This window comes from Cytobacillus sp. FSL R7-0696 (assembly GCF_038006865.1).
GTDB lineage: Bacteria > Bacillota > Bacilli > Bacillales > Cytobacillaceae > Cytobacillus > Cytobacillus kochii.
Window position 1 is genome coordinate 3248870 of the sequence record NZ_JBBOWA010000001.1, and the last position, 26350, is coordinate 3275219.

At 35.9% G+C, this 26350-nt stretch carries 30 protein-coding genes; 23 read left to right on the forward strand and 7 right to left on the reverse strand.

Annotated features, from left to right (window positions below; translation table 11 throughout):
* The first annotated feature begins 47 nt into the window (after nt 1-47).
* The 4 genes from MKX29_RS16790 to MKX29_RS16805 all read left to right on the forward strand — a co-directional run bounded on the left by MKX29_RS16790 (nt 48) and on the right by MKX29_RS16805 (nt 3595).
* Complete coding sequence (locus tag MKX29_RS16790; RefSeq protein WP_251163395.1) at nt 48-836, forward strand: metal ABC transporter ATP-binding protein; 789 nt, start codon at nt 48-50, stop codon at nt 834-836.
* Nucleotides 836-1684 carry a metal ABC transporter permease gene (locus tag MKX29_RS16795; protein ID WP_095372547.1) on the forward strand — a complete coding sequence of 283 codons (849 nt, stop codon included), beginning with the start codon at nt 836-838 and terminating at the stop codon, nt 1682-1684. The genes MKX29_RS16790 and MKX29_RS16795 overlap by 1 nt, the downstream gene beginning before the upstream one ends.
* A 24-nt stretch (nt 1685-1708) precedes the next feature.
* On the forward strand, nt 1709-2119 hold the full coding sequence (locus MKX29_RS16800) for a Fur family transcriptional regulator (RefSeq protein WP_095372548.1): 411 nt from the start codon (nt 1709-1711) through the stop codon (nt 2117-2119).
* 120 nt (nt 2120-2239) lie between these two features.
* Nucleotides 2240-3595, forward strand: coding sequence for an IS1182 family transposase (locus tag MKX29_RS16805; RefSeq protein ID WP_191817413.1), 1356 nt, complete (start codon nt 2240-2242; stop codon nt 3593-3595).
* A gap of 122 nt (nt 3596-3717) precedes the next feature.
* Here the strand turns inward: MKX29_RS16805 and MKX29_RS16810 are convergent, their stop codons facing one another.
* The gene (locus MKX29_RS16810; RefSeq protein WP_224935958.1) at nt 3718-4290 is read right to left on the reverse strand and encodes a 5' nucleotidase, NT5C type; all 573 of its coding nucleotides are present in this window, start codon (nt 4288-4290) and stop codon (nt 3718-3720) included.
* Nucleotides 4291-4498: 208 nt separating this feature from the next.
* Here MKX29_RS16810 and MKX29_RS16815 point away from each other — a divergent pair, with 208 nt between their 5' ends.
* Complete coding sequence (locus MKX29_RS16815) at nt 4499-4873, forward strand: DUF4190 domain-containing protein (protein ID WP_095372550.1); 375 nt, start codon at nt 4499-4501, stop codon at nt 4871-4873.
* Nucleotides 4874-4919: 46 nt separating this feature from the next.
* Here the strand turns inward: MKX29_RS16815 and ispG are convergent, their stop codons facing one another.
* From ispG to MKX29_RS16830, 3 genes are all read right to left on the reverse strand, one after another.
* Nucleotides 4920-6029, reverse strand: coding sequence for a flavodoxin-dependent (E)-4-hydroxy-3-methylbut-2-enyl-diphosphate synthase (gene ispG, locus MKX29_RS16820; RefSeq protein ID WP_180317072.1), 1110 nt, complete (start codon nt 6027-6029; stop codon nt 4920-4922).
* Nucleotides 6030-6154: 125 nt separating this feature from the next.
* Nucleotides 6155-6493 (reverse strand): hypothetical protein, encoded by a 339-nt coding sequence (locus tag MKX29_RS16825; RefSeq protein ID WP_224935959.1) that lies wholly within the window; start codon nt 6491-6493, stop codon nt 6155-6157.
* Between the two features lie 122 nt (nt 6494-6615).
* Complete coding sequence (locus MKX29_RS16830; protein ID WP_251161994.1) at nt 6616-7398, reverse strand: DUF1189 domain-containing protein; 783 nt, start codon at nt 7396-7398, stop codon at nt 6616-6618.
* Nucleotides 7399-7656: 258 nt separating this feature from the next.
* Between MKX29_RS16830 and MKX29_RS16835 the strand changes: the two genes are divergently transcribed.
* From MKX29_RS16835 to phoU, 10 genes are all read left to right on the forward strand, one after another.
* On the forward strand, nt 7657-9264 hold the full coding sequence (locus MKX29_RS16835; protein ID WP_373370922.1) for a Na/Pi cotransporter family protein: 1608 nt from the start codon (nt 7657-7659) through the stop codon (nt 9262-9264).
* Between the two features lie 131 nt (nt 9265-9395).
* Nucleotides 9396-9878, forward strand: coding sequence for a DUF456 domain-containing protein (locus tag MKX29_RS16840; protein WP_341106673.1), 483 nt, complete (start codon nt 9396-9398; stop codon nt 9876-9878).
* A 109-nt stretch (nt 9879-9987) separates the two neighbouring features.
* Complete coding sequence (locus MKX29_RS16845) at nt 9988-10596, forward strand: superoxide dismutase (RefSeq protein ID WP_341106675.1); 609 nt, start codon at nt 9988-9990, stop codon at nt 10594-10596.
* Nucleotides 10597-10838: 242 nt separating this feature from the next.
* Nucleotides 10839-12044 (forward strand): MFS transporter, encoded by a 1206-nt coding sequence (locus MKX29_RS16850; protein ID WP_224935964.1) that lies wholly within the window; start codon nt 10839-10841, stop codon nt 12042-12044.
* 160 nt (nt 12045-12204) lie between these two features.
* Nucleotides 12205-14304, forward strand: coding sequence for a peptidoglycan D,D-transpeptidase FtsI family protein (locus MKX29_RS16855; RefSeq protein ID WP_224936202.1), 2100 nt, complete (start codon nt 12205-12207; stop codon nt 14302-14304).
* 427 nt (nt 14305-14731) lie between these two features.
* A complete protein-coding gene (locus tag MKX29_RS16860; protein WP_224935965.1) occupies nt 14732-15706 on the forward strand; it encodes a PstS family phosphate ABC transporter substrate-binding protein in 975 nt (324 codons plus the stop codon).
* A 51-nt stretch (nt 15707-15757) separates the two neighbouring features.
* A complete protein-coding gene (gene pstC / locus MKX29_RS16865; RefSeq protein WP_095372558.1) occupies nt 15758-16708 on the forward strand; it encodes a phosphate ABC transporter permease subunit PstC in 951 nt (316 codons plus the stop codon).
* A gap of 1 nt (nt 16709) precedes the next feature.
* Nucleotides 16710-17588 (forward strand): phosphate ABC transporter permease PstA, encoded by an 879-nt coding sequence (gene pstA, locus MKX29_RS16870; RefSeq protein WP_224935967.1) that lies wholly within the window; start codon nt 16710-16712, stop codon nt 17586-17588.
* Nucleotides 17589-17613: 25 nt separating this feature from the next.
* A complete protein-coding gene (pstB, locus tag MKX29_RS16875) occupies nt 17614-18429 on the forward strand; it encodes a phosphate ABC transporter ATP-binding protein PstB (RefSeq protein WP_370873266.1) in 816 nt (271 codons plus the stop codon).
* 23 nt (nt 18430-18452) lie between these two features.
* Nucleotides 18453-19112 (forward strand): phosphate signaling complex protein PhoU, encoded by a 660-nt coding sequence (phoU, locus tag MKX29_RS16880; RefSeq protein ID WP_224935968.1) that lies wholly within the window; start codon nt 18453-18455, stop codon nt 19110-19112.
* Between the two features lie 87 nt (nt 19113-19199).
* Here phoU and MKX29_RS16885 read toward each other — a convergent pair whose 3' ends face one another.
* A complete protein-coding gene (locus MKX29_RS16885; protein ID WP_341106680.1) occupies nt 19200-19970 on the reverse strand; it encodes an SDR family NAD(P)-dependent oxidoreductase in 771 nt (256 codons plus the stop codon).
* Nucleotides 19971-20118: 148 nt separating this feature from the next.
* Here MKX29_RS16885 and MKX29_RS16890 point away from each other — a divergent pair, with 148 nt between their 5' ends.
* Nucleotides 20119-20709, forward strand: coding sequence for a TetR/AcrR family transcriptional regulator (locus MKX29_RS16890; protein ID WP_341106682.1), 591 nt, complete (start codon nt 20119-20121; stop codon nt 20707-20709).
* 215 nt (nt 20710-20924) lie between these two features.
* On the opposite strand, the gene MKX29_RS16895 is transcribed toward MKX29_RS16890, so the two are convergent.
* Nucleotides 20925-21371, reverse strand: coding sequence for a hypothetical protein (locus tag MKX29_RS16895; protein WP_341106684.1), 447 nt, complete (start codon nt 21369-21371; stop codon nt 20925-20927).
* A complete protein-coding gene (locus MKX29_RS16900) occupies nt 21368-21754 on the reverse strand; it encodes a hypothetical protein (RefSeq protein WP_308937068.1) in 387 nt (128 codons plus the stop codon). Before MKX29_RS16900 ends, MKX29_RS16895 begins: the two co-directional genes overlap by 4 nt.
* A 267-nt stretch (nt 21755-22021) precedes the next feature.
* Between MKX29_RS16900 and MKX29_RS16905 the strand changes: the two genes are divergently transcribed.
* From MKX29_RS16905 to MKX29_RS16935, 7 genes are all read left to right on the forward strand, one after another.
* Entirely contained in the window at nt 22022-22456 is a 435-nt protein-coding gene (locus MKX29_RS16905) for a hypothetical protein (RefSeq protein WP_341106686.1), read from the forward strand.
* Nucleotides 22456-23634, forward strand: a complete 1179-nt coding sequence (locus MKX29_RS16910) for a glycosyltransferase family 4 protein (protein WP_341106688.1) — start codon at nt 22456-22458, stop codon at nt 23632-23634. The genes MKX29_RS16905 and MKX29_RS16910 overlap by 1 nt, the downstream gene beginning before the upstream one ends.
* 1 nt (nt 23635) lies before the next feature.
* Nucleotides 23636-24280, forward strand: a complete 645-nt coding sequence (locus MKX29_RS16915; RefSeq protein WP_289434143.1) for a hypothetical protein — start codon at nt 23636-23638, stop codon at nt 24278-24280.
* A gap of 64 nt (nt 24281-24344) precedes the next feature.
* Nucleotides 24345-24494 (forward strand): 50S ribosomal protein L33, encoded by a 150-nt coding sequence (gene rpmG / locus MKX29_RS16920; RefSeq protein WP_057771568.1) that lies wholly within the window; start codon nt 24345-24347, stop codon nt 24492-24494.
* Between the two features lie 183 nt (nt 24495-24677).
* The gene (locus tag MKX29_RS16925; RefSeq protein ID WP_341106690.1) at nt 24678-25229 is read left to right on the forward strand and encodes a 5-formyltetrahydrofolate cyclo-ligase; all 552 of its coding nucleotides are present in this window, start codon (nt 24678-24680) and stop codon (nt 25227-25229) included.
* Nucleotides 25226-26017, forward strand: coding sequence for a DUF92 domain-containing protein (locus MKX29_RS16930; RefSeq protein WP_404292311.1), 792 nt, complete (start codon nt 25226-25228; stop codon nt 26015-26017). Before MKX29_RS16925 ends, MKX29_RS16930 begins: the two co-directional genes overlap by 4 nt.
* 46 nt (nt 26018-26063) lie before the next feature.
* On the forward strand, nt 26064-26255 hold the full coding sequence (locus MKX29_RS16935) for a hypothetical protein (protein ID WP_224935977.1): 192 nt from the start codon (nt 26064-26066) through the stop codon (nt 26253-26255).
* Nucleotides 26256-26350 lie beyond the last annotated feature (95 nt).

The window sequence follows — 26350 nt, forward strand, 5'->3', positions numbered from 1 at the left end:
ACTCCTTGTACTAAATCGTAATGATTCTTAAAACGAAGGTGAATAAGATGGAAACACGGCAAGAGCCAGTGATTAAAATAGAGGATGTTTCCTTTAGATATGAAAAAAATAATGTATTAGAGCGGGTAAATTTAACTGTAAATGAAGGAGACTTCTTAGCCATTGTAGGTCCAAATGGTTCTGGAAAATCAACACTTCTCAAGTTAATATTGAACTTATTAAAATTACAAAATGGGAAAATCACTCTTTTCGGGGAAGAAATGAATCAATTTAAGGACAGGCAAAAAATTGGCTTTGTCTCGCAAAAGGCAAATTCATTTAATACAGGTTTTCCGGCAACGGTATTTGAAGTTGTTGCTAGTGGGTTAACAAAAAAACTTGGACTATTTAAATGGATGAAAAAGGAAGATAGGCGTCATGTTATAGACGCTATAGATTCTGTTGGATTACGCGAGTATGAAACGAGTAATGTGGGAGAGTTATCTGGAGGTCAGCAACAACGGGTGTTTATTGCAAGAGCGTTAGTAAGTGAACCTAAATTACTTATATTAGATGAACCGACTGTTGGTGTAGATGCACAACATGTGCAATCTTTTTATCATATGCTTGAAGATCTGAATAAAAACCGTGGCATTACGCTTTTACTCGTTACACATGATATAGGGACAATTTCTGAGCGGGTATCACATGTTGCATGTATGAATAAAACTCTTCATTTCCACGGGAAAACAGAGGAATTTGAGCGTCTTGATAAAGCTGAAATGTCGACGTTTTATGGACATGACGTTCATATCTTATCCCATGATCATCACCACCATCATGAAGGGGTGAGATAATGATTGCTGCTATATTTGAATATGAGTTTTTACAAAATGCTTTTTTAACTGGTATGATTATTGGTATTATTGCCCCTTTACTTGGTGTGTATATTGTAGTAAGGCGGTTATCATTGATAGCAGATGCGCTTAGTCATGTAACGTTAGCTGGGATTGCAGCAAGCTTATTACTTGAAAAGAAACTAACCGGTTTTAGCGGAGTCAATCCTGTTTATATGGGGATGGCTTTTTCCGTTACAGGATCTGTGTTTATTGAAAAATTAAGGTCTGTATATAAGCATTATCAGGAGCTTGCCATTCCTATTATTCTTTCTGGGGGAACCGGTCTTAGTGTAATATTTATTTCACTAGCTGATGGCTTCAATTCAGATCTGTTTGGTTACCTATTTGGTAGCGTTAGTGCAGTAAGTAGAGAAGATCTATGGCTTATTATCATCATTTCGGTGATTATTATAGCCATTATTGTTTCTTTATATAAAGAACTATTCTTATTATCTTTTGATGAGGAGCATGCGCAAGCATCTGGTATTCCAGTAAAAATTGTTCATTTTATTTTTATTGTTATGGTGGCACTTGTTATCGCTTCATCAATGCGTATCGTTGGAATTCTCCTCGTATCCGCACTTATGACTTTACCAGTTGCTGCGAGTATGCGGATTGCAAAGGGCTTTAAGCAAACGATTTTATTGTCAGTTATTTTTGGAGAAGTGTCAGTACTTGGCGGTTTATTTTTAGCATATTACTTAGATCTTGCTCCTGGAGGAACCATTGTGATCATTGCTGTGTTAATATTATTAGTAACGATACTTTTAAAGAAAGTAAAGACATCTAGACCAGCTAAAGTATAATTGCAAAAAAAGGGTGAATCAGTCATGAATGTGAGTGGCGCATTAGAACTGTTGAAAAATCGAGGCTATAAGCATACAGGCAAGAGAGAAGAAATGCTTGCACTATTTGCAGATAGTAATAAGTACTTAACGGCAAGAGAAGTCTTAGAGGAAATGAAACCAGATTATCCGGGCTTGAGCTTTGATACCATTTATCGTAATTTATCTTTGTTTGTGGACTTAGATATTCTTGAGATGACCGAGTTATCTGGTGAAAAACATTTTCGGTTTACTTGTTCTCATGAACATCATCATCATCATTTTATCTGTCTGGATTGTGGAAAAACGAAAGAAATAGAAACTTGTCCGATGAATACTTTGGCAGAAAACTTAAAAGGATATGATGTTTCTGGGCATAAATTTGAAATTTACGGCAAATGCCCAGAATGTTGTTAATTGGAAAAACCCCTCTTATAAGAGGGGTTTCAGCTTGTAGACAAAGTCTAAGAATTAGACCAAGTCTACAAGCTTTTTTTGTATAATAGAATGGAATCGATTTTTTGTGGGGGATATAAAATGTTATCAAAACACGTTGAAGATGGAAGAAATCAAATTGAAATGGTTGCGTTGGATCAACTTGTTCCAGATGATCATCTGGTCAGGAAGGTTGAACAATCGATTGACTTTGAATTCATTTATGATCTGGTAAAAGATAAGTATTGCTTAGACAATGGTCGACCGAGTGTTGATCCCGTTGTTCTAATTAAAATGGTCTTCATACAATACCTTTTCGGCATACGCTCAATGCGTCAAACCATAAAGGAAATCGAAACCAACGTGGCTTATCGATGGTTTATTGGCTATGGGTTCACCGAGAAGATTCCTCATTTTTCAACCTTCGGTAAAAACTACGCACGACGCTTTCACGATACAGATCTATTTGAACAAATTTTCTATCGCATTCTAAAAGAAGCGATGACCAAGGGATTGGTCGATCCATCCATTGCTTTTATTGATTCTACTCATGTAAAAGCGAACGCTAATAAGAAGAAATTTGAAAAAAAAATAGCCCGAGTCGAAACGAGATCATATCAGAATCAGTTAGATGAAGAGATTAATATCGATCGTGAGAAACACGGAAAAAAGCCCTTCCCCCCGCAGAATAAAGAAGAGTCAAAAGAAATAAAAGTTAGCACGACAGATCCTGAAAGTGGTTATTACGTAAAAGATGAACGCGAAAAACTATTTGCGTATTCGTTTCATACGGCGAGCGACTCCCGTGGGTTTATCTTAGGGTCACTGGTCACCGGAGGGAATGTTCACGATAGTCGGATGTTGGACAAACTCGTCACTCAAGTCACAGATAAAGTCGGTAAGCCCCATTCTATCGCTGTTGATGCAGGATATAAAACACCACACATCGCTAAATTCTTAATGGACCAAGACATCAGACCTGTTATGCCTTATACACGTCCAAAAACGAAAGACGGATATCTTAGAAAATACGAATACGTTTACGATGAATATTTTGACGCCTATCTATGTCCCGAAGGACAAATTCTATCTTACCGTACGACGACAAGAGACGGGTACAAACAATACGCTTCAAATCCTTTGGAATGTAAAGACTGTCCTCTGTTAGAACGTTGTACGCAAAGTAAGAATCATACCAAAATGATTCATAGACATGTATGGCAGGAGTACATAGAGGAAGTAGATCATTTGAGACATACCGAACGTAATAAAACTCTATATGCGAAACGTAAAGAAACGATCGAACGAGTCTTTGCGGACGCAAAAGAAAAGCATGGCATGCGTTGGACGACCTTAAGAGGTATTAAAAAAGTTTCAATGCAGGCGATGCTTACGTTCGCTGCCATGAATCTTAAGAAATTGGCAAACTGGACATGGCGAGGGTCATGTCCAACCTAAAAAAGAAGAAAAATCTTTGACAACAATAGAAAACCCCACCTTCGCTTAATGCAAAGTTGGGGTTTGTCTACGGTCTGAAACCCCTCTTATAAGAGGGGTTTTTTTATATGAAGATAGTAAGATTACACAGATACTTTTAACCAATTCTCTACCCATGTGGCTGCTTCCTTCCAGCTTGTCACCCTTTTTACGCCGTCTGGAGTCGGTAAGCGGTTATAGGGTGTATCGAACAATATGACGGGAATTTGACACGCCTCATGGATCATAACAGCATTATCATGTTTATCTTCGAAGAATATGTCAATATCATATTGTTTAGCTGCTGAGACTTTATCATGAGAGCCAATAAGATCAATATGATCAAAAGTAATGCCATTCTGTGTGAACCAATTTTCAGTTACACTCATCAAATGAGTTGAGCGTGCACTAATAAAAAATAGTTCATGCTCTTCTTTCCATTTTGTTAATATTGATTTTGCGTTAGGTACAATGGTTGACTGGCGATAAATTTCCGGTTCATTTTCTTTAAACCATTGATCGAATGCTTGAGGTTCTATATCTACAAGCGGATACAAGTCATATTGTTTTATGTCTTCTAAAGTAAGTTGTAGCCCAAATGCTTTGTTCATAAAAGGAATCATTGCCGCTGGACTCGTGACAGTTCCATCGATATCAATTCCGAATCGTTTTTTCATTTCATTGCTCTCCTTTAAAACTTGAACATATAACCGTTCACTTCATTTTTTCTTTACTTCCTAATTTTAGCTGAAACTTTTCATTATATAAACCATAAAAGCCTTTTTGTTGCTAGAAAATCTTAACACAAGTAAAAGTGTAAAGCTTGTTAATAATAATAAATGCTCCACCACAGAAAAGTGGATACCATTAAAGCGAGGGATCATGATGGCAGATCAGATGCGTAAATATGATGAAGATCAGCTTCGTCGTGACAGAGTTGACGAGAACCAGTATGAAGTCTCAAGCGATTATTCAGAAGAAACTGCAGCCGAAATTGCTGCTCCTGTAACTTATGATGAGGACAGGGGAAGGGATATTGACGATAGAAAAGGGACGCGTAGTGGTGGCCGAGGAGTAGGTATTACTGCTTTAGTATTATCAATCCTTTCACTATTCATTATGCCGATATTTCTTGGAGCTGCAGGGATCGTACTTGGTATTGTTGCAAATAGCAAAGGAGCTAGAGGATTTGGCACTTGGGCGATTGGTATCGGTATAGTATCGCTTTTAGTAGGGATTTTTATTATGCCATTCTTTTAAATATAAACAACAAGCGCCTAGGAGTATCCCTAGGCGCTTTGTTTATTTAAACTGTTTCTTTGGCATTTTCTTCTTCTTCTTTTTGTTTTGCAAAATACTCTTCAGCTATTTTATCAATTTCAATCTTTAATTCATCGACCATTGTATCTTCTGGTACTTTGCGAACAATTTTCCCTTTGCGGAATAATAAACCTTCACCTCGTGCTCCAGCGATGCCAATGTCAGCTTCTCTTGCTTCACCAGGGCCGTTAACGGCACAGCCCAACACAGCGACTTTAATTGGTGCTTTAATTGTTGAGATATATTCTTCAACTTCATTCGCGATACTAATTAAGTCGATTTCGATACGACCACAAGTCGGACAAGAAATGAGTGTCGCAGCATTCGATGATAAACCATATACTTTTAACAGCTCTCTAGCCACTTTTACTTCTTCAACTGGATCAGCACTTAATGAAATTCTTAACGTATTTCCGATACCTTTATGAAGAATTGCGCCTAATCCAGCAGCACTTTTTACTGTACCGGCAAATAATGTTCCGGATTCAGTAATCCCTAAGTGTAGTGGATAATCAAAAGCTTGAGCTGCTTTTTCATAAGCTTCAATCGCTAAATTGACATCTGACGCTTTCATAGAGACGATAATATCATGGAAGTCTAGGTCTTCCAGAATTTTAATATGGTGAAGTGCACTTTCAACCATTCCGTCTGCCGTAGGATAGCCGTATTTTTCTAAAATACGTTTTTCTAATGAACCTGCATTTACACCAATACGAATAGGAATACCTTTCGCTTTAGCAGCTTTTACAACAGCTTCCACTTTTTCGCGTTTTCCAATATTACCTGGGTTAATTCTAATCTTGTCAGCTCCACCTTCAATGGCTTTTAAAGCTAACTTATAATCAAAATGGATATCAACGACAAGTGGAATATCGATTTGTTTTTTTATATCAGCAATCGCATTAGCTGCCCTTTCATCTGGACATGCTACGCGAACAACTTGGCATCCTGCTTCTTCTAAACGTTTAATTTGCGCAACGGTTGCTTCTACATCATGAGTTTTCGTTGTAGTCATACTTTGAATAAATAATTCATTACTTCCGCCAATGGTTAGCGGTCCCACTTTTACCGGACGAGTTTTCGTACGATGTATCATTTCACTCAATGGAGATTCGCTCCTTTATATATATAAAATATATTTGAACTTCTCAATGTAAGCTCTTATCATCAACTATTGTATCAATGAAGTGATTGAATTGACAAGAAATAGATGCTAAGCATTTAGTTTTCATTATTATATGAAGGAAATTTATAGGTATTACCGTATTGAATTTCTTCAGGCTTTATTCCATTATTTAATGTGCTGAAATCTTCAGCGATAACATTAATTGGAAGATTTTCGATGTTCATATTTTGCTGTTCAATAATGGATAAAACGGTATCTCCCCGATTCACTTCTTTTTCAAAATAAGGAAGGCCTACCTCTTGTTCGTCTTTTTCTAAATTTGTGACCTCTGCAGCAACGGGTGCAATATGTTTAGGGAGAGTTCCTTTGGAAAGATCGACGTATACAGCAAATGAAATGATAATAATTAAGATGAAGGCTGAAATTCTTCTCATATTTACAAGCTCCCGTCATTTTAGAATAACCATTATCATACTTATGCATGTCCACATCTAATTAGAACAGATTATGTATAAAAAAAACTGTAGACGGTATATGCGTCTACAGTATGATTCCACTATTGTTCAGGTATTTCCTTTTTCTGATGAGGTATTTCTTTGATGGCTAACATAAGAATGATGATGGATATTAACCAGTTAATAAGTGCTCCATTTGGAACAACGGTTTGTAGTGTGTCCATGATAATAAAAAATACGGTTGATAATGTGATACTATAAGCGGCTATTCGCCACATGTAGCGATAAGGAAGGGTCTTCTGAACAATTCTCACAATCATTATACCGAGTAAGGCAATAATGGAAATTTCTATTAAGCGCATGGCTACAGAAAATAAATACAGTACAATAGCGACGATACTAATTAATATGATTAACCAAGAATCTGCCGCTTGTATTAATTCAATAACAGTTGATTTATCAATATTGATATCACCGAGCATACTATAGCTATAGGATTGTTGATTGTTTCCGCTAATAAACACCAATTCGTCTTGTAGAATGGCAATGGTATCATTTGTTTGCAATATTTCATCTTTCTTTACAATATTATTTGAGTCAAAAATAATGGTCACACCATCATTCTCAACAGTAATAGGTGCTGTTTCATTTGCTTGTAATGTCCCATTAGTAATCTCAAATTCAGGCAAATCATCCGTTATTGTTGATTCCATTGATTGTACACCATTAAAGACGGATGTACTGAGAAAAAAAATAGTGGGGATAATGGATAGGAAAGTGAGAAAAAAAACATAACCTATTGTCTTTCCTATACCTTGCTGACGAAAGGTTGCAATGTCTTTTGGAGAATAAATGCTTCTTATAAATTGTTTAATGATATTCAAAAATTTTCCACGTCCTTACTTGTCATTATTCTATTTATTTTAACGACAATACTTTCGTCATACAAGAATAATAAGTTTTTTGAATAATTAACCTTTTGTCATCTAATTGTAACATAAGAGAAAAATATTAAAGGTTTGTAAATTTAACCGTTACACTATTTACATTAATAGAGAAAGCTTTAATAATAGTGTGGGGTTTACATTTAGTGTTGAAAAACTTTCTAGGGGTTGAATAGCTTGGAATTAGATATTCAAAAGATGATATTTGAGTTTGTCGGTGGATTAGGTATTTTCCTTCTCGGGATAAAAACGATGGGAGATGGTCTACAAAAGTCAGCTGGAGATCGTCTTAGAGATATTTTGGATAAATTCACCACAAACCCATTAATGGGTGTTTTAGCAGGAATGTTAGTAACGATGCTTATTCAAAGTAGTTCAGCAACGACGGTGTTAACAGTAGGATTAGTTAGCGCTGGGTTTATGAATCTACGTCAAGCAATAGGCGTAATTATGGGTGCGAATATTGGGACAACCTTTACAGCGTTTATAATTGGTCTAGATATTGGTGAATATGCGTTACCAATCCTAGCGATTGGGGTATTATGCTTAGTATTCTTTAAAAATAACCGTATGCAAAACATTGGGTCTATTATATTTGGTTTTGGAGCATTGTTTTATGGATTAGAGTTAATGGGCGGTGGTATGAAACCGTTAAGTAACTTACAAAGCTTTCATGACCTGACAGTTAGTATGAGTGAGATTCCAGTATTAGGTGTTCTTGTGGGAACTGTGCTTACAGTCATTGTACAAAGCTCAAGTGCGACAATTGGAATATTGCAAGGTTTATTTTCTGAAGGGTTAATTAGCTTAGATGCAGCTCTTCCAGTTTTATTTGGAGATAATATTGGTACAACGATAACTGCTATTTTAGCTTCACTTGGGGCTACTGTGGCAGCTAAACGAGCAGCGCTAGTCCACGTGACGTTTAATTTAATTGGAGCTACGATCTTTTTAATATTACTGCATCCTTTTACTTTATTGGTTGAAATGTTCCAAGCGAATCTTGGACTGAATCCAGAGCTGACAATTGCGTTCGCTCATGGAACATTTAATATTACTAACACGTTGATTCAACTGCCATTTGTGGCTGTTCTGGCGTATATTGTGACGAAGCTTATACCGGGTGAAGATACAGTGATTGAGCAAAAAGCCAAACATTTAGACGCTGTTTTTATTCAACAATCGCCATCAATTGCTCTTGGACAAGCGAAAGAAGAGGTACTTCGAATGGGTCAATTTGCTGTTGAAGGATTAAATGAAACACGATCATTTTTAATAGATGGTTCGCCTAAACATGGTGAAAAAGCTTATCAAATCGAAAGTGCGATAAACAATCTGGACAGACAAATTACAGATTATCTTATTCAGCTTTCTAGAAGTTCTTTATCTAATAACGAATCGTCTGAACATACGGTTCTAATGGATACGATTCGAGATATTGAAAGAATGGGTGACCATTTCGAAAATATCGTTGAATTAATGGATTATAAGAAAGCAAATAAGGTAAGTATTACGGAATCCGCTATGAAAGATTTAGATGATATGTTCCAATTAACGATCTCTACGGTTTCTGAAGCATTAGAAGCGCTAGACCATAATGATAAAGAAGCAGCACAACATGTTGTACAAAAAGAAGATCAAATAGATAAAATGGAACGTAAATTACGTAAACAGCATATCATTCGCTTAAGTGAAGGAGTATGTTCTGGACAAGCAGGGATTGTATATGTGGATATCTTAAGTAATCTCGAACGAATCGGTGATCATGCAGTTAATATTGCAGAGGCTGTATTAGGCGAAGATTGAGTATTATAAAGAGGTAAGGATGGGTTCCTTACCTCTTTTTTTAAAATCTTTCGATGGAAAAGATAACATTTTAATGTTTTAATTATGGCGAGACTATGAGAAGTTTTTGTTATGAATAGGAGGGAACGGTTATGGATATTTTAGCTTGGGCAATCATTATCATCTTATTTGTTATAGCTTTTATCGGATTGATATATCCAATTATCCCGAGTGTACTTTTTATTGCTGCTGGCTTTATTGTTTATGGATTATTCTATTCCTTTGAACCTTTTGGTGTACTGTTTTGGTCCATCCAAATTTTATTTGTAATATTACTATTTGGTGCCGACTATATCTCCAATATGGTTGGTGTGAAAAAATATGGTGGGACAAAAGCTGGAATATGGGGAAGCACTATTGGAATACTAGTAGGGCCTTTTGTTATCCCGGTGGCAGGTATATTACTTGGACCGATAGTCGGGGCAATTATCGCAGAATTAATTGTACATCGTCGCCCATTTAAGGAAGCAGTTTTAGTTGGATTTGGGTCACTTGTAGGATTCATAAGTAGCATCTTTACTAAAGGAATTGTTCAAGTAGTGATGATTATCTATTTCTTATTTGTTGTTCTATAAAAAAATAATTTTTATGTTTGATTCTATGGCAAAGTGGTATAGAAAATATAAGAAGACATTTTTAATGATGTCTGCATATGATCATATTTTTAGTAGGAGGAATGTTTACATGGCTTATGAACTACCGAAATTACCGTATGCTTATGATGCTTTAGAACCTCATATCGACAAGGAAACAATGAATATCCATCATACGAAACACCATAATACTTATGTAACTAACTTGAATAATGCAATTGAAGGAAAAAGTGCATACGCATCGAAAAGTGTAGAAGAATTAATTACCCATATAAATGATATTCCTGAAGATATCCGTACAGCTGTCAGAAATAATGGCGGTGGACATGCCAACCATTCTTTATTCTGGCAAGTTCTTTCACCAAATGGTGGGGGTACACCAACAGGCGATTTAGGAGATGCGATAGCTAGTAAATTTGGTAGCTTTGACGACTTCAAGGATGAATTTGCTAAAGCAGCTACTGGTCGCTTCGGATCGGGTTGGGCATGGTTAATTGTTGATAATGGGGAATTAGCCATAACGAGCACACCTAATCAAGACTCACCATTAATGGAAGGCAAAACACCCCTTCTTGGGCTAGATGTTTGGGAACATGCTTATTATTTAAACTATCAAAACAAACGTCCTGAGTATATTAAAGCATTTTGGAATGTTGTCAATTGGGACGAAGTAGGCAGAAGATATCAAGAAGCGAAGTAAAAGCTAAATGAAAATATATAATAGTAAAAAAAGCGCTATTCATTGGAATAGTGCTTTTTTACATTTCTGTTCGATAAATGTCACTCCTTCCTAATGTATGGGATTCAATTGTTAGACATAATTGTTTCTTTATAAAAAGACCAAGCGACATGAAATATTTTTCCAATGGGGATCTTCCTTTTCTTGCATAACTCCATCGTTTTTGAAGGAGACTATTTGTAGAATCGAAGGGGAGTTTTTTTATGAGTAAATTGCAGAGAGTGATTGGAAATATTGAGCCGACCAGAGACCTTGTTTTGTTGCTGCTAATTGGAGGATTATATTCCTTAAGTGTTGCGTTATCCAATACTTTTGTGAATATTTTTTTGTGGAAGCAATCTGGTGAATACGTGGATTTAGGCTTATATAACCTCGCTGCTGTTGTTCTGCAACCTATTGCATTTATTATTGCGGGCAAATGGGCGAAAAAAGTAGATCGTGTTATTGTTCTAAGGTTAGGGGTTATATTTCTTGCCTTCTTTTATATTTCTGTGCTTCTTGTAGGGGATAAAGCGTCGTCATATCTCCTTTTATTAGGTTCTTTATTAGGTATAGGTTCTGGTTTTTATTGGCTTGCTTTTAATGTATTAACATTTGAAATAACGGATCCAGAAAATCGAGACTTTTTTAATGGTTTTCTCGGGTTACTTTCATCATTTGGTGGTATGATTGGACCTATTTCTGCCGGTTTAATTATTTCAAAAATGAAGGCGTATACTGGTTATTCAGTCATTTTTGGAATTTCATTAGCTTTGTTCGCGATTGCCGTATTTTTAAGTTTTTCTATTAAAAGACGTCCAGCAAATGGAAAGTATTTTTTTAAGCGGATTATTAAGGAACGAAAGTATAATAAAAATTGGAAGAGGATTACAAATGCCCATTTTTTCCAAGGGTTTCGTGAAGGTACATATGCGTTTGTCGTTTCTGTCTTTGTGTTTATAGCTACGGGGAGCGAATTAGCACTTGGTACATTCGGATTAATAAATTCAGGTATTGCATTAGTTTGTTATTATATTGCTTCAAGGTGGATTAAGAAAGAGCATAGGAAAAGAGCAGTATTAGTTGGAGGTGTGTTATTATTTCTGTCAATTTTCCTGTTAGTATTTCATATAACCTACGTTAACCTTTTGCTTTATGCTGCATTAATTGCCATCGCATATCCTTTATTACTCGTTCCTTATTCTTCAATGACTTATGATGTAATAGGCACAGCGTGGAAAGCAGCAGAAATGAGAATTGAATATATTGTTGTCAGGGAATTATTCTTGAACATCGGTAGAGTATTATCTTTGTTGTTCTTTATAGTGGGTGTAATCTATTTTGATGATCATGTGATCTTGCCGATATTGCTAGTAATATTAGGTGTTGGGCATAGTATGATCTATTTCTTTATTAAGAATATCGAATGATGTGAAAAAAAATATTCAAAATAACTATCATTTCCTTATAGTTATGAATAGAATTATTTTTGGTTTTCTTTTAAAATAAGTATATGTAATTAAGAGGGAAGTGTGGTTTTAGCAATTGAATAAGAAGAAAAAGAAGAATCGTGTGTCCTTTCGGTTGAACATGCTTTTCTTAATTGTCTTTGTGTTGTTCTCTGTACTTATTTTTAGATTAGGGTTTGTTCAGATTGTCTACGGTGATGACTATAAACGAGAAATAGAACGAACAGAAGAAATCACTGTAAATAACCCTGTACCTAGGGGAAAGATGTTTGATAGTACAGGAAAGATTATTGTCGATAATATCCCGCAGAATGCCATTACATATACGAATAATGGAGCTAGTCAAGAGGAAATGCTTGATACTGCTGAGAAATTAGCGGAACTAATTGAAAAAGAGACAGAAAAAGTCACGGAACGAGATGAAAAAGATTATTGGATTATGATTAATCCTGATCGCGCGGATGAAAAGGTAACAGAGAAAGAAAAGCAAAATATTCGCGAGGACGAAGAAGCCGATTACGATAAAGATGTCTATCAATTAACATTAGATCGTATTACGGAAGAAGAATTGGATGAACTGACAGAAGACGACTTGGAAGTGCTGGCGATCTATCGAGAGTTCTCTAGTGGGTATGCCTTTACACCACAAGTTGTTAAAAATGATGGAGTAACTGCAAAGGAATTCGCCCTAGTAAGTGAAAATTTAGATTATCTTCCAGGGGTTGATACAACAACTGATTGGGACCGTTACTATGCTTTTGATAATACATTGAAATCTGTCCTTGGATCTGTTTCGTCTTCTGAAGAAGGTATTCCGAAAGAAATGCTTGATTACTATTTAGCAAGAGATTATTCAAGAAATGACCGTGTAGGTAAAAGTTATCTTGAATATCAATACGAAGAAGTCCTCCATGGTCAAAAAGCCAAAGTGAAAAATGTCACTGATAAAGGTGGTACGATTCTAGAAACGGTGACAATTTCAGAAGGGCAGCGGGGGAAAGATTTAGTATTAAGTGTCGATATGGATTTACAATTAGCAACAGAAAAAATCATTGAAGAAGAGTTGCGTGCGGCTAAACAAACTGGAGGAACCAGTCTTTTAGATAGAGCCTATGTCGTGTTAATGGATCCGTATAGCGGCGAAATCTTAACAATGGCTGGTAGAAGGCTTGTGAAAGATGAGGAAACAGGCCAAACAAGAATGACAGATGATGCATTAGGAAATATTACGACCACTTATAATGCCGGTTCCGTAGTCAAAGGGGCTACGATTCTTACGGGCTATAAGGAAGGCGTGATTCAGCCTGGTACAGTAATTAATGACCAGCCACTAAAAATTGCTGGTACACCTGTAAAAAAATCATGGAAAACGTTCGGACCAATTAGTGATTTGTATGCATTAAGGGTTTCATCCAATGTGTATATGTTTGAAACAGCCATTCGAATTGGAGGCGGCACATATCGCTATAATAAATCATTGCCGTTAGATCCTAAAGGGTTTGATACAATCAGAGAATCGTTTGCTCAGTTTGGTTTAGGCGTTAGAACAGGGATTGATCTACCAAATGAACAAACAGGATTTAAAGGAATGAGTCAACTCCCTGGATTTATGTTGGACTTAGTGATTGGACAGTATGATACGTACTCTAATATGCAGCTCGTGCAATATGTGTCCACGATTGCTAACGGCGGGAATAGAATGGAGCCTCATGTAGTAAAAGAAATTAGGGAACCTTTATTAGAAAATGAAGAATTAGGCCCTATTGTAGAAGAAATATCGCCGAAAGTTCTTAATAAACTTGATATGGATGCTTCTTGGATTGAACGTGTAAAAGAGGGCTTCCGTCAAGTTGCACAAGAACAACAAGGTACGGCACTATCCTTCTTTGGTGATAAAGAGTATGACCCTGCAGGTAAAACAGGTACAGCAGAGGCTTTCTATGATGGACCACTACGTAGCAATTATGATGAGCCACCTGAAGTAATGAATATCAGCTATGTTGGTTATGCACCTTCTGATAAACCAGAAGTGGCAATTGCGGTCATGGTCCCTTGGGCCTATGAAGGTGGAAGTGGCCATAAAGCAAATATGATTATTGCCGAACGCGTCATGGATGAATACTTTGAACTAAAAGAAGAACGTGCGAAAGAAGAAAGTAAGAAACCAGAAGATTTAACGAAGCAAGAAGTAATTGATGTTAACAAAGAAGAGGAAGAATAAGCTTGTGTGTTTTGAAAAACACAGGCATAACAGATATAAACTAACAATCAAACTCGGATTCACCCTTTTTTGAAGGATGAATCCGAGTTATTTTTATGCTTTTTGTTTTTAACATCAGTAATGAAAGAGGCAAAGAAGGCTGACAATCCTACACAACTACCTCTATATTTTCGTTCTTTTTACTAAGGAGTGCCTCGACTATTCCTATGTTTATTACCTCTGCGATTTACAGCATTGTTTGTTTGTAAGGTAATGTCACTCGATTCCTTAAAAATAAAAATGATATATGATTATCGCTGAATTTCACTTTACATTTCTTCACATTGGTTTACAGAATATTTACACGACATTTATTTCCTATTAACGTTTAGGTCTTATGATGGGTTTGTAGGACAAAACAACTGATTTTCTAGGGGGAATATTTCTAATGAAGAAACGATTCAAGTATGTGGCATCAACATTAATGATTGGTTCTGTTCTTGCTTTTACAACGGCATGTGGAGCAAATGGCGGTGCGAACAGTTCAAGTAATGGAGAGCAAACAACTAGTGAAGAAAATCAACAGTTACAAGGAGAAATCAAAATTGATGGCTCCTCTACAGTTTATCCTATTATGGAAGCTGTTGTTGAAGAATTCAGTATGGATCAGCCAGGCGTACAAGTATCAGTCGCTTCTTCTGGAACAGGTGGAGGATTTAAACAGTTTATAGCAGGAACAACGGATATCAGTAACGCATCGAGAGAAATTAAAGATGAAGAGAAAGCCCAGATTGAAGAAGCAGGAATTGAGTATTCAGAATTAAAGCTAGCCAACGATGGATTATCAATCGTTGTAAATAAAGAGAATGATTGGGTCGATTCACTTACTATCGAAGAATTGAAAGAATTATGGATCAATACGGGAGAAACAAAAAAATGGTCAGATATTAGACCAGAATGGCCAGATGAGGAAGTCAAATTTTATTCTCCAGGAACAGACTCCGGAACGTATGATTACTTTAATGAAATCATTCTGGAGGATGAGCCAATTGTCGAACAAGCGACACTATCAGAAGATGACAACATCCTTGTTCAAGGTGTAGCAGGGGACGAAAATGCCATTGGATTCTTTGGATTTGCTTATTATGTTGAGAATCAAGATAAGTTAAAAGTTGTTCCAATCGATGGTGGGAATGGTCCGGTAGAGCCGACTCATGACACGGTTGAATCAGGGGAGTATGCACCATTATCACGTCCTTTATATATCTACGTGAAAAATGATTCCCTAAAGAATGAAGAAACATATGAATTCGTTAAGTTCACATTAGAAAATGCGGGGGCACTTTCAGAAGATGTCGGTTATGTGAAATTAAAAGATGAAGAATATGAAACAGGGTTATCAACAATTGAAGATTTAAAATAAGTGTTTGAATGATGAAGAGAGATCATCATCGTAATGAAGGGGGGATCAACTATGAATATACAACAAGAAGAAAAAGCGTTTTCTGTGCAAGAACTTATACAACAAAAAAAATCTAAAAGTAAAAATAAACTGAAGTCAGAAAAGATTGTTCCAGTTATCTTATTATTAACTGCGATTGTGTCAGTATTAACGACGATTGGGATCGTTGTAACATTATTTGTGGAAACGACGACTTTTTTCAGTCACGTAAGTATCAAAGAATTTTTTACCGCACAAAAGTGGTATCCATTTTCTGAAACACAAGGCTCATATGGAATTCTACCGCTTATTTCAGGAACGTTAAAAGTTGCTCTTATAGCTGCAGTTGTGGCAGTCCCGATTGGTCTCGCTGTAGCTATTTTCTTGAGTGAGTATGCGAGTGATCGAACAAGGAGAGTTATTAAGCCTATTTTAGAAGTATTAGCAGGCGTACCTACTATCGTTTATGGGTTTTTTGCTCTCACTTTTGTGACACCAGTGCTTAGAGAAATGATCCCATCTCTGCAAATATTCAATGCGCTTAGCCCAGGGATTGTTATCGGGATTATGATTACACCGATGATTGCCTCATTATCAGAAGATGCCATGTCGTCTGTACCTAAAGTGATGAAAGAAGGGGCTTATGCATTAGGGGCAACAAAACTTGAAGTGGCCATTAAAATTGTTATACCTGCCGCTGTTTCAGGTATTGTTGCTTCTATTGTATTAGCAATTTCAAGAGCAATAGGTGAAACAATGATTGTCGCTGTTGCAGGAGGCTCCACGCCTAACTTGAGCTTTGACGTGACAAGTAGTATTCAAACTATGACGGCTTATATTGTCCAAGTCAGTCAGGGAGATGCTGGATATGGCACGACCATCTATTATAGTATCTACGCAGTTGGATTTACATTGTTTATTTTCACCTTGTTCATGAATATGCTCGCCCAATTCATCTCCAAGCGCTTTAGGGAGGAATACTAGTATGAAATTAATTAATCATGATCAAGTACTAAAGAAAATGTCACCACGAAAATGGAAAAATTCCGTTTTTAAAGGTTTGTTCATGTTGGCGACTGCGTTTGCATTAGTGGTTCTTGCGATATTATTGTATCGCATTATCACTCAAGGAATTGGTTATTTAGACTGGCAGTTCTTGCAATCTTTACCTTCACGTGATCCAGAACAAGCGGGTATTAAAACAGCTTTAATAGGGACCATTTGGTTAATGGGTGTTGTTGCCCCTGTGACGCTTATACTTGGTGTAGGAACAGCCATTTACTTAGAGGAGTATGCGAGTAAAAATAAGTTTACCTCACTGATTCAGATTAATATATCTAACTTAGCAGGTGTCCCGTCGATTGTTTTTGGATTATTAGGATTAACGGTTTTTGTGAGAGCATTAACTTTAGGAACAAGTGTATTGGCCGCAGGCTTAACGATGAGTTTACTCGTATTACCAATCATAATCGTCGCGTCTCAAGAGGCGATTCGAAGTGTACCGATGGAATTAAGAGAAGCGTCATTTGGAATGGGAGCTAATAAATGGCAAACAATTGTAAGGGTGGTTATGCCGGCTGCATTACCTGGCATATTAACAGGAGCAATTTTAGCTCTCTCTAGAGCAATCGGGGAAACGGCACCATTAGTAGTGCTTGGTTTACCACTTTTCTTAGCGTTTTTACCTCAATCTGTTTTCGATATGTTTACTGTCTTACCAATGCAAATCTATAACTGGACGAGTAGACCGCAAGAAGAGTTTCATGCCGTTGCAGCGGGGGGCATTATTGTATTACTAGTAATGTTAATTGTGATGAATTCTATTGCTGTGTTGATCAGAAATAAATTCCAAAAAAGGTATTAAACGAGGAGTGGAGAATATGAGTACATTGGTTGCACCCAAAAAAGAAGCCGCCGATTCACTTGACAACTATAAAAATCTTAATGACAACAATAAAGTTTATCAAACAAAAGAATTAAATTTATGGTATGGAAGTAATCATGCATTAAAACAAATCAATTTAGATATTTATGAAAATGAAGTAACTGCGATTATCGGTCCATCAGGATGTGGTAAATCGACTTATATTAAAGCGTTGAACCGAATGATTGAAATGGTACCATCAGTAAAAACATCGGGAGAAATTCAATATCGTGGACGTAATATTTTTGATAAACGTTATGGTGTTGAAGAATTAAGAACAAAAGTGGGTATGGTGTTCCAAAAGCCGAATCCTTTTCCTAAATCTATCTATGAAAATGTTGTTTATGGTCCGAGAATTCATGGTATAAGAGATAAGAAAGTCCTGAATCAAATTGTTGAAAAAAGTTTAAAAGGGGCAGCGCTTTGGGATGAGGTAAAAGATAGATTGCAGGATAACGCTTATGGTTTATCAGGTGGTCAACAGCAAAGACTATGTATTGCAAGATGTTTGGCGATAGAGCCGGATGTTATTCTCATGGATGAACCTACCTCAGCGTTAGACCCGATTTCAACATTAAAGGTAGAAGAGCTTGTACAGGTATTAAAAAAAGAATATAGTATCATCATAGTGACTCATAATATGCAACAAGCAGCTAGGATATCTGACCGGACGGCCTTTTTCTTAAACGGTGAAGTTGTAGAGTTTGCAGAAACAGATAAAATCTTTTCTAATCCAACTGATAAGAGAACGGAAGATTATATTACCGGTAGATTCGGCTAATTAAGTAAAGGAGACTGATTATTTTGCCAGTACGAGAGAAGTTTGATGAAGAATTAGCAGTATTAAGAGGAAAATTATTAGACTTAGGTCATTTTGCTGAAGATGCCCTTTCTTTATCGATTCAGGCACTTGAGAATCATGATATTGAATTAGCTCTAGAGATCATGGAAAATGACAAAAAGGCAAACATATTGTACGAAGAAATTAATGACTATGCCATTTTATTAATTGCGAAACAACAACCAGTAGCTATTGACTTGCGAAGAATTATTGTCGCAATAAAGATAGCAACGGATATTGAGAGAATTGCTGATTTTGCTGTTAATATAGCTAAATCAGCTATTAGAATTGGGAAAGAAGACCATGTGAAACCAATTGTTCATATTAAACAAATGCATGCGATTTGTTTAACGATGTTAAACGATTCATTAACTGCTTTCAATGAAGAAGATCTAAAAAAAGCAAAAGCCGTTGCTGACATGGATGATGAAGTGGATGATTTATATGGGCAAACGATTGTTGATTTACTAAGAATAAGTGGGGAACAATCTGAGCGAATTCCGCAAATTACTCAATTATCTTTTGTTTGTAGATATTTAGAACGTGCAGCAGATCATGTCACAAACATTTCTGAGCATATCTTCTATTTAGTGAAAGGTAAGCAATTTGATTTGAATGATTGATAAAGTAACGAACCTCTTTCATCATAGAGGTTCGTTATTTTTATATAATAAGAACATGAATGTGAATCTTATTTATTTAATTTAATATTAGTTACTGATCCAACCACCGTCAACGACCAATTCTATTCCATTAACAAATTTAGATTCATTTGAAGCAAGATATAAGTATGCATTTGCAATATCCATTGACTCTCCAGCATAAGGAGGTAATGGAGCTAAACCTTTATAGTTCTCTCCCATTTCTTCTTGTGTTTTAATTCCAGCTTTCTCAACCATACCTGTAAAGATTGCACCAGGATGTACGGAATTCACTCGGATGTTATCTTTTCCAAACCACTGAGCACCATGTTTAGTAAGTGCTCTAACTGCGCCTTTTGATGCACTGTACGCTGCGCCTTGTGCATCAGCGACTCCGCCCACAATTGCTGCAATGGAAGATGTATTAATAATTGACCCTTTGCCATTCTGTTGCATATAAGGTATAACGGATTTCATTCCAAGCCATACACCGGTTGTATTAATGGCCATCACTTTATTCCAATCATCTAATTCTGCTTCTAAAATTCCTTTTGCCATATGAATTCCTGCATTATTGACTAAAATATCAATTTTACCGTATTTTTCTATTGTCGTTTGAACGACATTTAACCATGATTCTTGGCTTGAAACATCTAATTTTAAGGCAATGGCTTCTCCACCATTATCAATAATCTCCGCAACCTTCACTTTTAAAGCATCTTCAACTATATCAGTTGCTACAACCTGAGCGCCTTCTTTTGCGAAAATTTGTGCACCTGCCAAACCCATTCCGCTAGCAGCACCAGTGATAATAGCCACTTTTCCATTTAATCTACCCATATAAAAGTCCCCTTTAAATAATTATAGAATATAGCTTTTAAACATTGTTGTAATCGATTACAATACCACTATAATTATTTTTGTTTTCTTTAACAACCAACAAAAAAGTATATATTTGTTGGGGTTACACGGAGAGGTGGCTAAGTTAATGAGTAAAAATCTAATGACTGAACAAAGGATTAAAGATGCTCTGGTTACATTATTACTACTAAAACCATTTCATAAAATTACAATAACTGACTTAACAACTACTGCAAATATTAATCGAAGCACCTATTATTACCATTACTATAGGAAAGAAGAAGTTCTAAAAGAAGTGATGAACGAAGCAATTGGGGACTTAATCGACAAGATGGAAAATAGTACTTTAAATCAACGAGATTATGAAATTGACCAAAGTGTTTTACCTTCTACAAAAGAATTATTTAACCATATATTTAAATATAGACATTATTATAAGTCACTATTACAAAGTGATGTTTCTTATACATTTGAAAATAAGTTTATAAAAGCACTTAAGCAATATGTTCGAAATATTCAAATAGACTTTGGAGGAAATGATAAGTTTGTGATAGATCATCAATTATATACAAATTACCAGGCGTATACAGTTTTGGGGCTTATTAAGCATTGGATTGATACAGAGTTTGAAGAATCGCCCATTTATTTATCTGAACAACTAACATCTTTATTGCATGTAAAGGTAAATTCCGTATCATTTACTAGCAAAGGGAAATAAAGAAGTAGGAACTTTTTGTGACAAGCATACTCTTTTATTTAATAGATCAAGCGGGGGAATTGAGTGTCAATTTCTAAAAGAACTGATGTATTGAACGAAGTTCCGTAATCGTAACTATATTCTTCGGTAATTTAATAATAAAAAGGCTGTAATTAACTCTATTTTAAGAGTGTAATTGCAGCCAAGTAAGAAATATGGAGATAGAGGTTCGTTTTTTATGATTTGCTAAATAAATCAGCAAGCTCTTTATAAGACTGTTGATTATTCACTTGATATGTACCAACACGTAGCTTCTGACTATAATTGAATTCTTTTAAAAAGCTAGTAAAGTCCTCACTATATTCGATAATGCCTGCCTCTTCAAGTTGCTGCGCAATCTCTTGCGGAAGCATACCGCTCTCGATTTTAATTTCTGTTGTAATGGTAGTCTCTTCTTTAGGTACTTCTTCCTGTTGTTTATCAAGTTCTAATTTTTCTTCAATGAGTTTATCGATCTCATCATCCGTCAAAACATGAAAACCTTGTTCTTTTACATAAGCCTGAGCCGTTGTCTTATCAATCATTTGCTTGTTCTCTTCATTCATAAGCATATAACCAATAAGAAGAATGAAGGCGGTACAAAAAACACCAGCTGAAAAGCCTCTTAAAACATATTTATTCATACCTTTTCACCTTTAAGTTGACTAGCTGTGATAATGGCCAATACTTCATCTTCTAATAAAGAAGATTGCTTAGCGATTTGCTCTGTGGAAAGTCCCTGCTTATGAAGTAAAAGTACCTGATTTTTTATAATATCATGAACTTCCTTCTTCTTAGGTCTAGATAACCCAGTGTCATTCGGAAGTTTGATTTCGTCTATCAGTAATTCTTCTTCTAACAGCTTTAATTTTTTCTTTATTTGATACGTTTCTTTTACATGTTGGATAGATAGTTGGTCAATCTCATCCTTTAAGGAACGGTAAGGATCTTTAAGAAAAAAGGATAAAATAAATAGCAGTAAAGCGATAACTAATAAAACAGCAAATATATATATAATGATTCTCACCTCAAAGCTTTAATATCAAAGTTATTCTACCATAAATATCGACAAGTCGTGCTAACTTTGAAGAATCTCCTATAGAATTTGTCGAGTAAGTGTTCATAGTTTCTGTCGAATGAATGAAGAAATAAGTCGGTGAAGAAAAAATGCTTATCATAATAACAAGTGTAGCGATAGATAGCATAAACCGACAAAATCTGTTTATTGTGGGCTTGGCCATTCAGTGCTAACATTAATGTATAGAATAATCTGACAAGGAGAATGGTTCGAAAAATGGAAAGTAAACAGAATCACATGATACATTCGTCAGGATTATTACCTTTAAAAACTGAAATTATCAACAAAGATATTTATATTAGTTGGAAGGTTAGGCAAGAAAAGTATGACATCCTCTCGCTCTACTACAACAAAGATATAAGAAGCTGCTTACAGGTAATTCAGCTTCAATCATACAGTAAAAATCATTCCGATCTATATGAGTTTTTTATTCCACCATACCAATCGATGAGGATCATTAGAAACGCCATTAAAACAGAATATCACTCTTACCGCATCTCTCTTTGTTTGAAACTAATGGATGACAATTACCTCCCTTTACTTACTACTGAGATAGGTAGTGGAGCGGGAACTGTCAAGTTATCATCAGAAATAAATGCTGACTGGATCCATCAAGTGTGTGGGTATAGTTATTATGAAGTGAAGCAATGATGGGGAGTATTCTACTGTTAACTTGGGAATACCCACCGTATATTGTTGGTGGCCTTGGTCGCCATGTAAGTGAATTAGCCAGATCACTCGCACAAGAAAAGGTGTCCGTTCATGTGCTAACAGTGAAAAGGGATGAAGTTGACGAAGAATTTGAAGTGCAAAATAATGTAGTCATTCATCGTGTAGCACCGCTTATGCAAACGGGATCATTTCTTCATTGGGTTGCTTCGGTGAATTTAGCAATGGAAGAGAAAGCAAGAGCTTTGATTGAGCAAAATGATATAGATATGATTCATGCCCATGATTGGATAGTTGCAGCGAGCAGCATCATTTTAAAAAGGCGAATGGATATACCGCTTATCGCTACTATTCATTCGACTGAGGCAGGTAGACATAATGGAATTCATACAGAGAGTCAAGGCTTTATCGATAGACAAGAAAAATTATTAATGGCATATGCTGATCACCTTGTAGTTTGTAGTCATTTTATGAGAAATGAGTTACTACATAAATACCAACAGCCATCTTCGACCATTTCCATCATTCCAAATGGCGTAAGTAAGCCGAAGAAAAAAGATAGGAACCTACAATTTCATTTTGCCCAACATAGACCATACCTCTTTTCGCTGGGGAGGATGGTAGAAGAGAAGGGGTTCGATATTCTTATCGCACTTGCTGAAAAGTTAAAGAGAAAAAATACAAACTTAAAAATCATTGTCGCTGGGGAAGGTCCGTTATTATCGTATTACAGACAAAAAGTTCGTGCTAAACAAATCGATGAATGGATTCAATTTATTGGTTTTGTTGACGAATATGAGCGTGACAACTGGATGGCATATGCTAGCTTAGCTATTTTCCCTAGTTTGTACGAACCATTTGGAATAGTTGCTTTAGAAGCGATGGCAGCTGGACTACCAGTAGTTTTAGCTAAAACTGGCGGGTTCATTGAAATGATTATTGAAAATGAGTCGGGGGTTTTTTTCGATCCTCTAGATGTAGTAAATCTTGAAAGAAAAATAGATTCTCTACTTTCAGAACCTAACTTTAGAAGCCAAATCGTCAGTGCAGCTCAAAAAAGAATCAAGACAGAATTTAGCTGGCAATCGGTAGCGAAACAAACGTTAAAGGTGTATAGAAATCACGGACGAGTCAATAAATTCCAAAGAAAAGGTGATTAAAGTGAAAATAATTGAGCAAACGCCTTACACAACTGAATATTGGAATCAGTCGAATCAGGAAAACTTATTGCATCAAACGTTAGGTATCGCCGTTGGTAAAAGTGTTTATTGGATTGAAATGAATGATATGGCGGAAGGAAGAGAACATCAAGTAGAAGGTTTATCGATACGTACAGAAAAGCTGAGAATCGGTCATCATATTTCTATGTTAAATTTCAACATTTACAATGAACTATCTACGAGTAAAGAGATAAAAGTACTAATGGCGCATAGTAATCCAAGAGAGTGTGACTACCAGATTTCTTTTATATCTCCGATTGAACACTTGATATATCATATGATCGATCGCCAATTATTCTTAGTGAATGGTCATTTGAACGGGGTGAAAATGAAGGAAAACACAGTGATGCAACAAGCACAAGTGGAAAATAACAAAATATGGTCATATGGCAAAGGCGGAAAACAAACATTATCATACAATCCAATAGGAAAAGGAAAGGTAGTTAGTTTATGTGGGGATACAGTTAAAATAACAGGAAAATCTGCTATTGACGGACAAGCTTGGTCAATTACAGATGATTGTCAAAAACAGCTTTTACAAGTAAATCAAACACTTTTAAAAAAACATACTAGCATTTCAAACTAAAAAGTGATATTATATAAAAGTCGTATGAAACGAACTAGTGCTTAGTAGTTTGGAGGGAAATGACATGCGTGTAAATATTACGTTAGCTTGCACAGAATGCGGAGATCGTAACTATATTTCTAAAAAAAATAAAAGAAACAATCCAGATCGTCTTGAGCTGAAAAAATACTGCCCAAGAGAAAAGCGTTCTACAACACACCGTGAGACAAAATAAGCAGTAGGTAGATTCCTGCTGCTTTTTTTGTCTCTTTTTTTATGGTTTCATACAGGGGTGATGCCGGGAAAGGTTCGAGAGGTCAAATTACGAGCAATGGTTGTTACTTCATATGTTTAGATTGGAACTAATATTTTTATAAGACAAGTGTGTTTTTTATAAATAGAGGTATAGGAGAGTTAAATGGTGGATAAAAAACAACTGAGAAAGATGATTATGCAACAATTAACAGAAATGCCTAGTGAACAATATATATCACAATCAGAAAAATTAGCATCGCAATTATTCCTCACATCTCATTGGCAACAATCCAAAGTAGTTGCCCTTACAATATCACGCTTTCCAGAAGTCGATACTTTTCCAATTATTAATAAGGCTTGGTCAGAAGGAAAACAAGTGGCTATTCCAAAATGCTTACCAAAAACGAGGGAAATGGATTTCAGGATTTTTTCAAGTTATGACAACCTAGAAGTCGTTTATTCTGGATTACAAGAACCAGTAGTAGACAAAACAAAGAGTGTTCGGCCTTGTGAAATTGATTTATTAATAGTTCCAGGCGTTGCTTATACATTAAAGGGTGATCGTATTGGTTTTGGAGGCGGGTATTATGATCGTTATTTAGTGGATTATAACGGCTTTACACTTTCATTAGCTTTCCAAGAGCAAGTGGTTAATAATATACCAATAGATCATCATGATTTACCTGTTCAAAAGATTATTACAATAATGGAGTGAAAGAATTGATATTTATTTTTCTTGTACTCATTGCCGCCTTTTTAGGCTATCTCCTTCAACTTCTTACAATGTCAGGCACCATAGCAGCAATTGTTGTGGGTGTATTGATTAACTTAGGTTTTGGATGGAAGGGACTGCTGCTTCTTGGCTTCTTTTTCACTAGTTCAAGCTTATTGTCTAAATACAAGAAAAAGCAGAAGCAACAAATCGAAGCACGCCATGAAAAAGGGTCTACTAGAGATTGGCAGCAAGTGGTTGCTAATGGTGGGTTACCTGCATTATTTAGTGTGCTTTTTATTATTTTTCCTTCTCCCCTTTTTTTTATTGCTTTTACGATAACCATTGCGAGTGCGAATTCAGATACTTGGGCCTCAGAGATAGGTTCTTTAAGTAAAAGAAGACCTTTGTCAATTAGGTATTTTAAGCAGGTAGAACCTGGTACTTCAGGAGCAATGAGTTTTCTCGGAACCTTTGCTGCAATAATGGGTTCCTTCTCTATTGCTATTATTGCTATGTTGTCCTATTCATTATCTTTTTCCACCCTGTTTATTATATTTGTCTTTGGTTTCCTCGGAAATATCTTGGATACCTTATTAGGTGCCTTCATACAGGTAACCTATCGTTGTCCGTCTTGTGAGATGGTGGTCGAATCGAAATGGCATTGTAATCGTAAAACGGTATATATGAGCGGTAACACAATAGTTAATAATGACCTTGTTAACCTTTCATCGTGTGCTCTTGCGAGTATATTAGGTGTTTTGTTCTTTGTGACTGTAGCAGGTGGATAATTGCAGAGAATGATTCGCATAATAGTGATAGACAGGAGGGAATGAAATGGGAAAAATAATGACTTTGATACTGTTTGTATTGTCAGGTGTTTTCATTTATCAGTATCGTTATCGCCTAGTTGGTCTTTTAGCGAGACAAAATTTTATCATTGCTACCGTATTAAATTGCCCTTTTTTAAGAGAGAGAGCAATGAAGCTAGTTTTTCCTCAACCACAATATAATGATGAACGTTTATAACAATGTTACTTTTTGGCCCTGTTTATATAAGGGCTTTTTATTTTGTTAAAAAGAAACATTGACTATAATAAGATATATAACTGTAAGGATGTGAG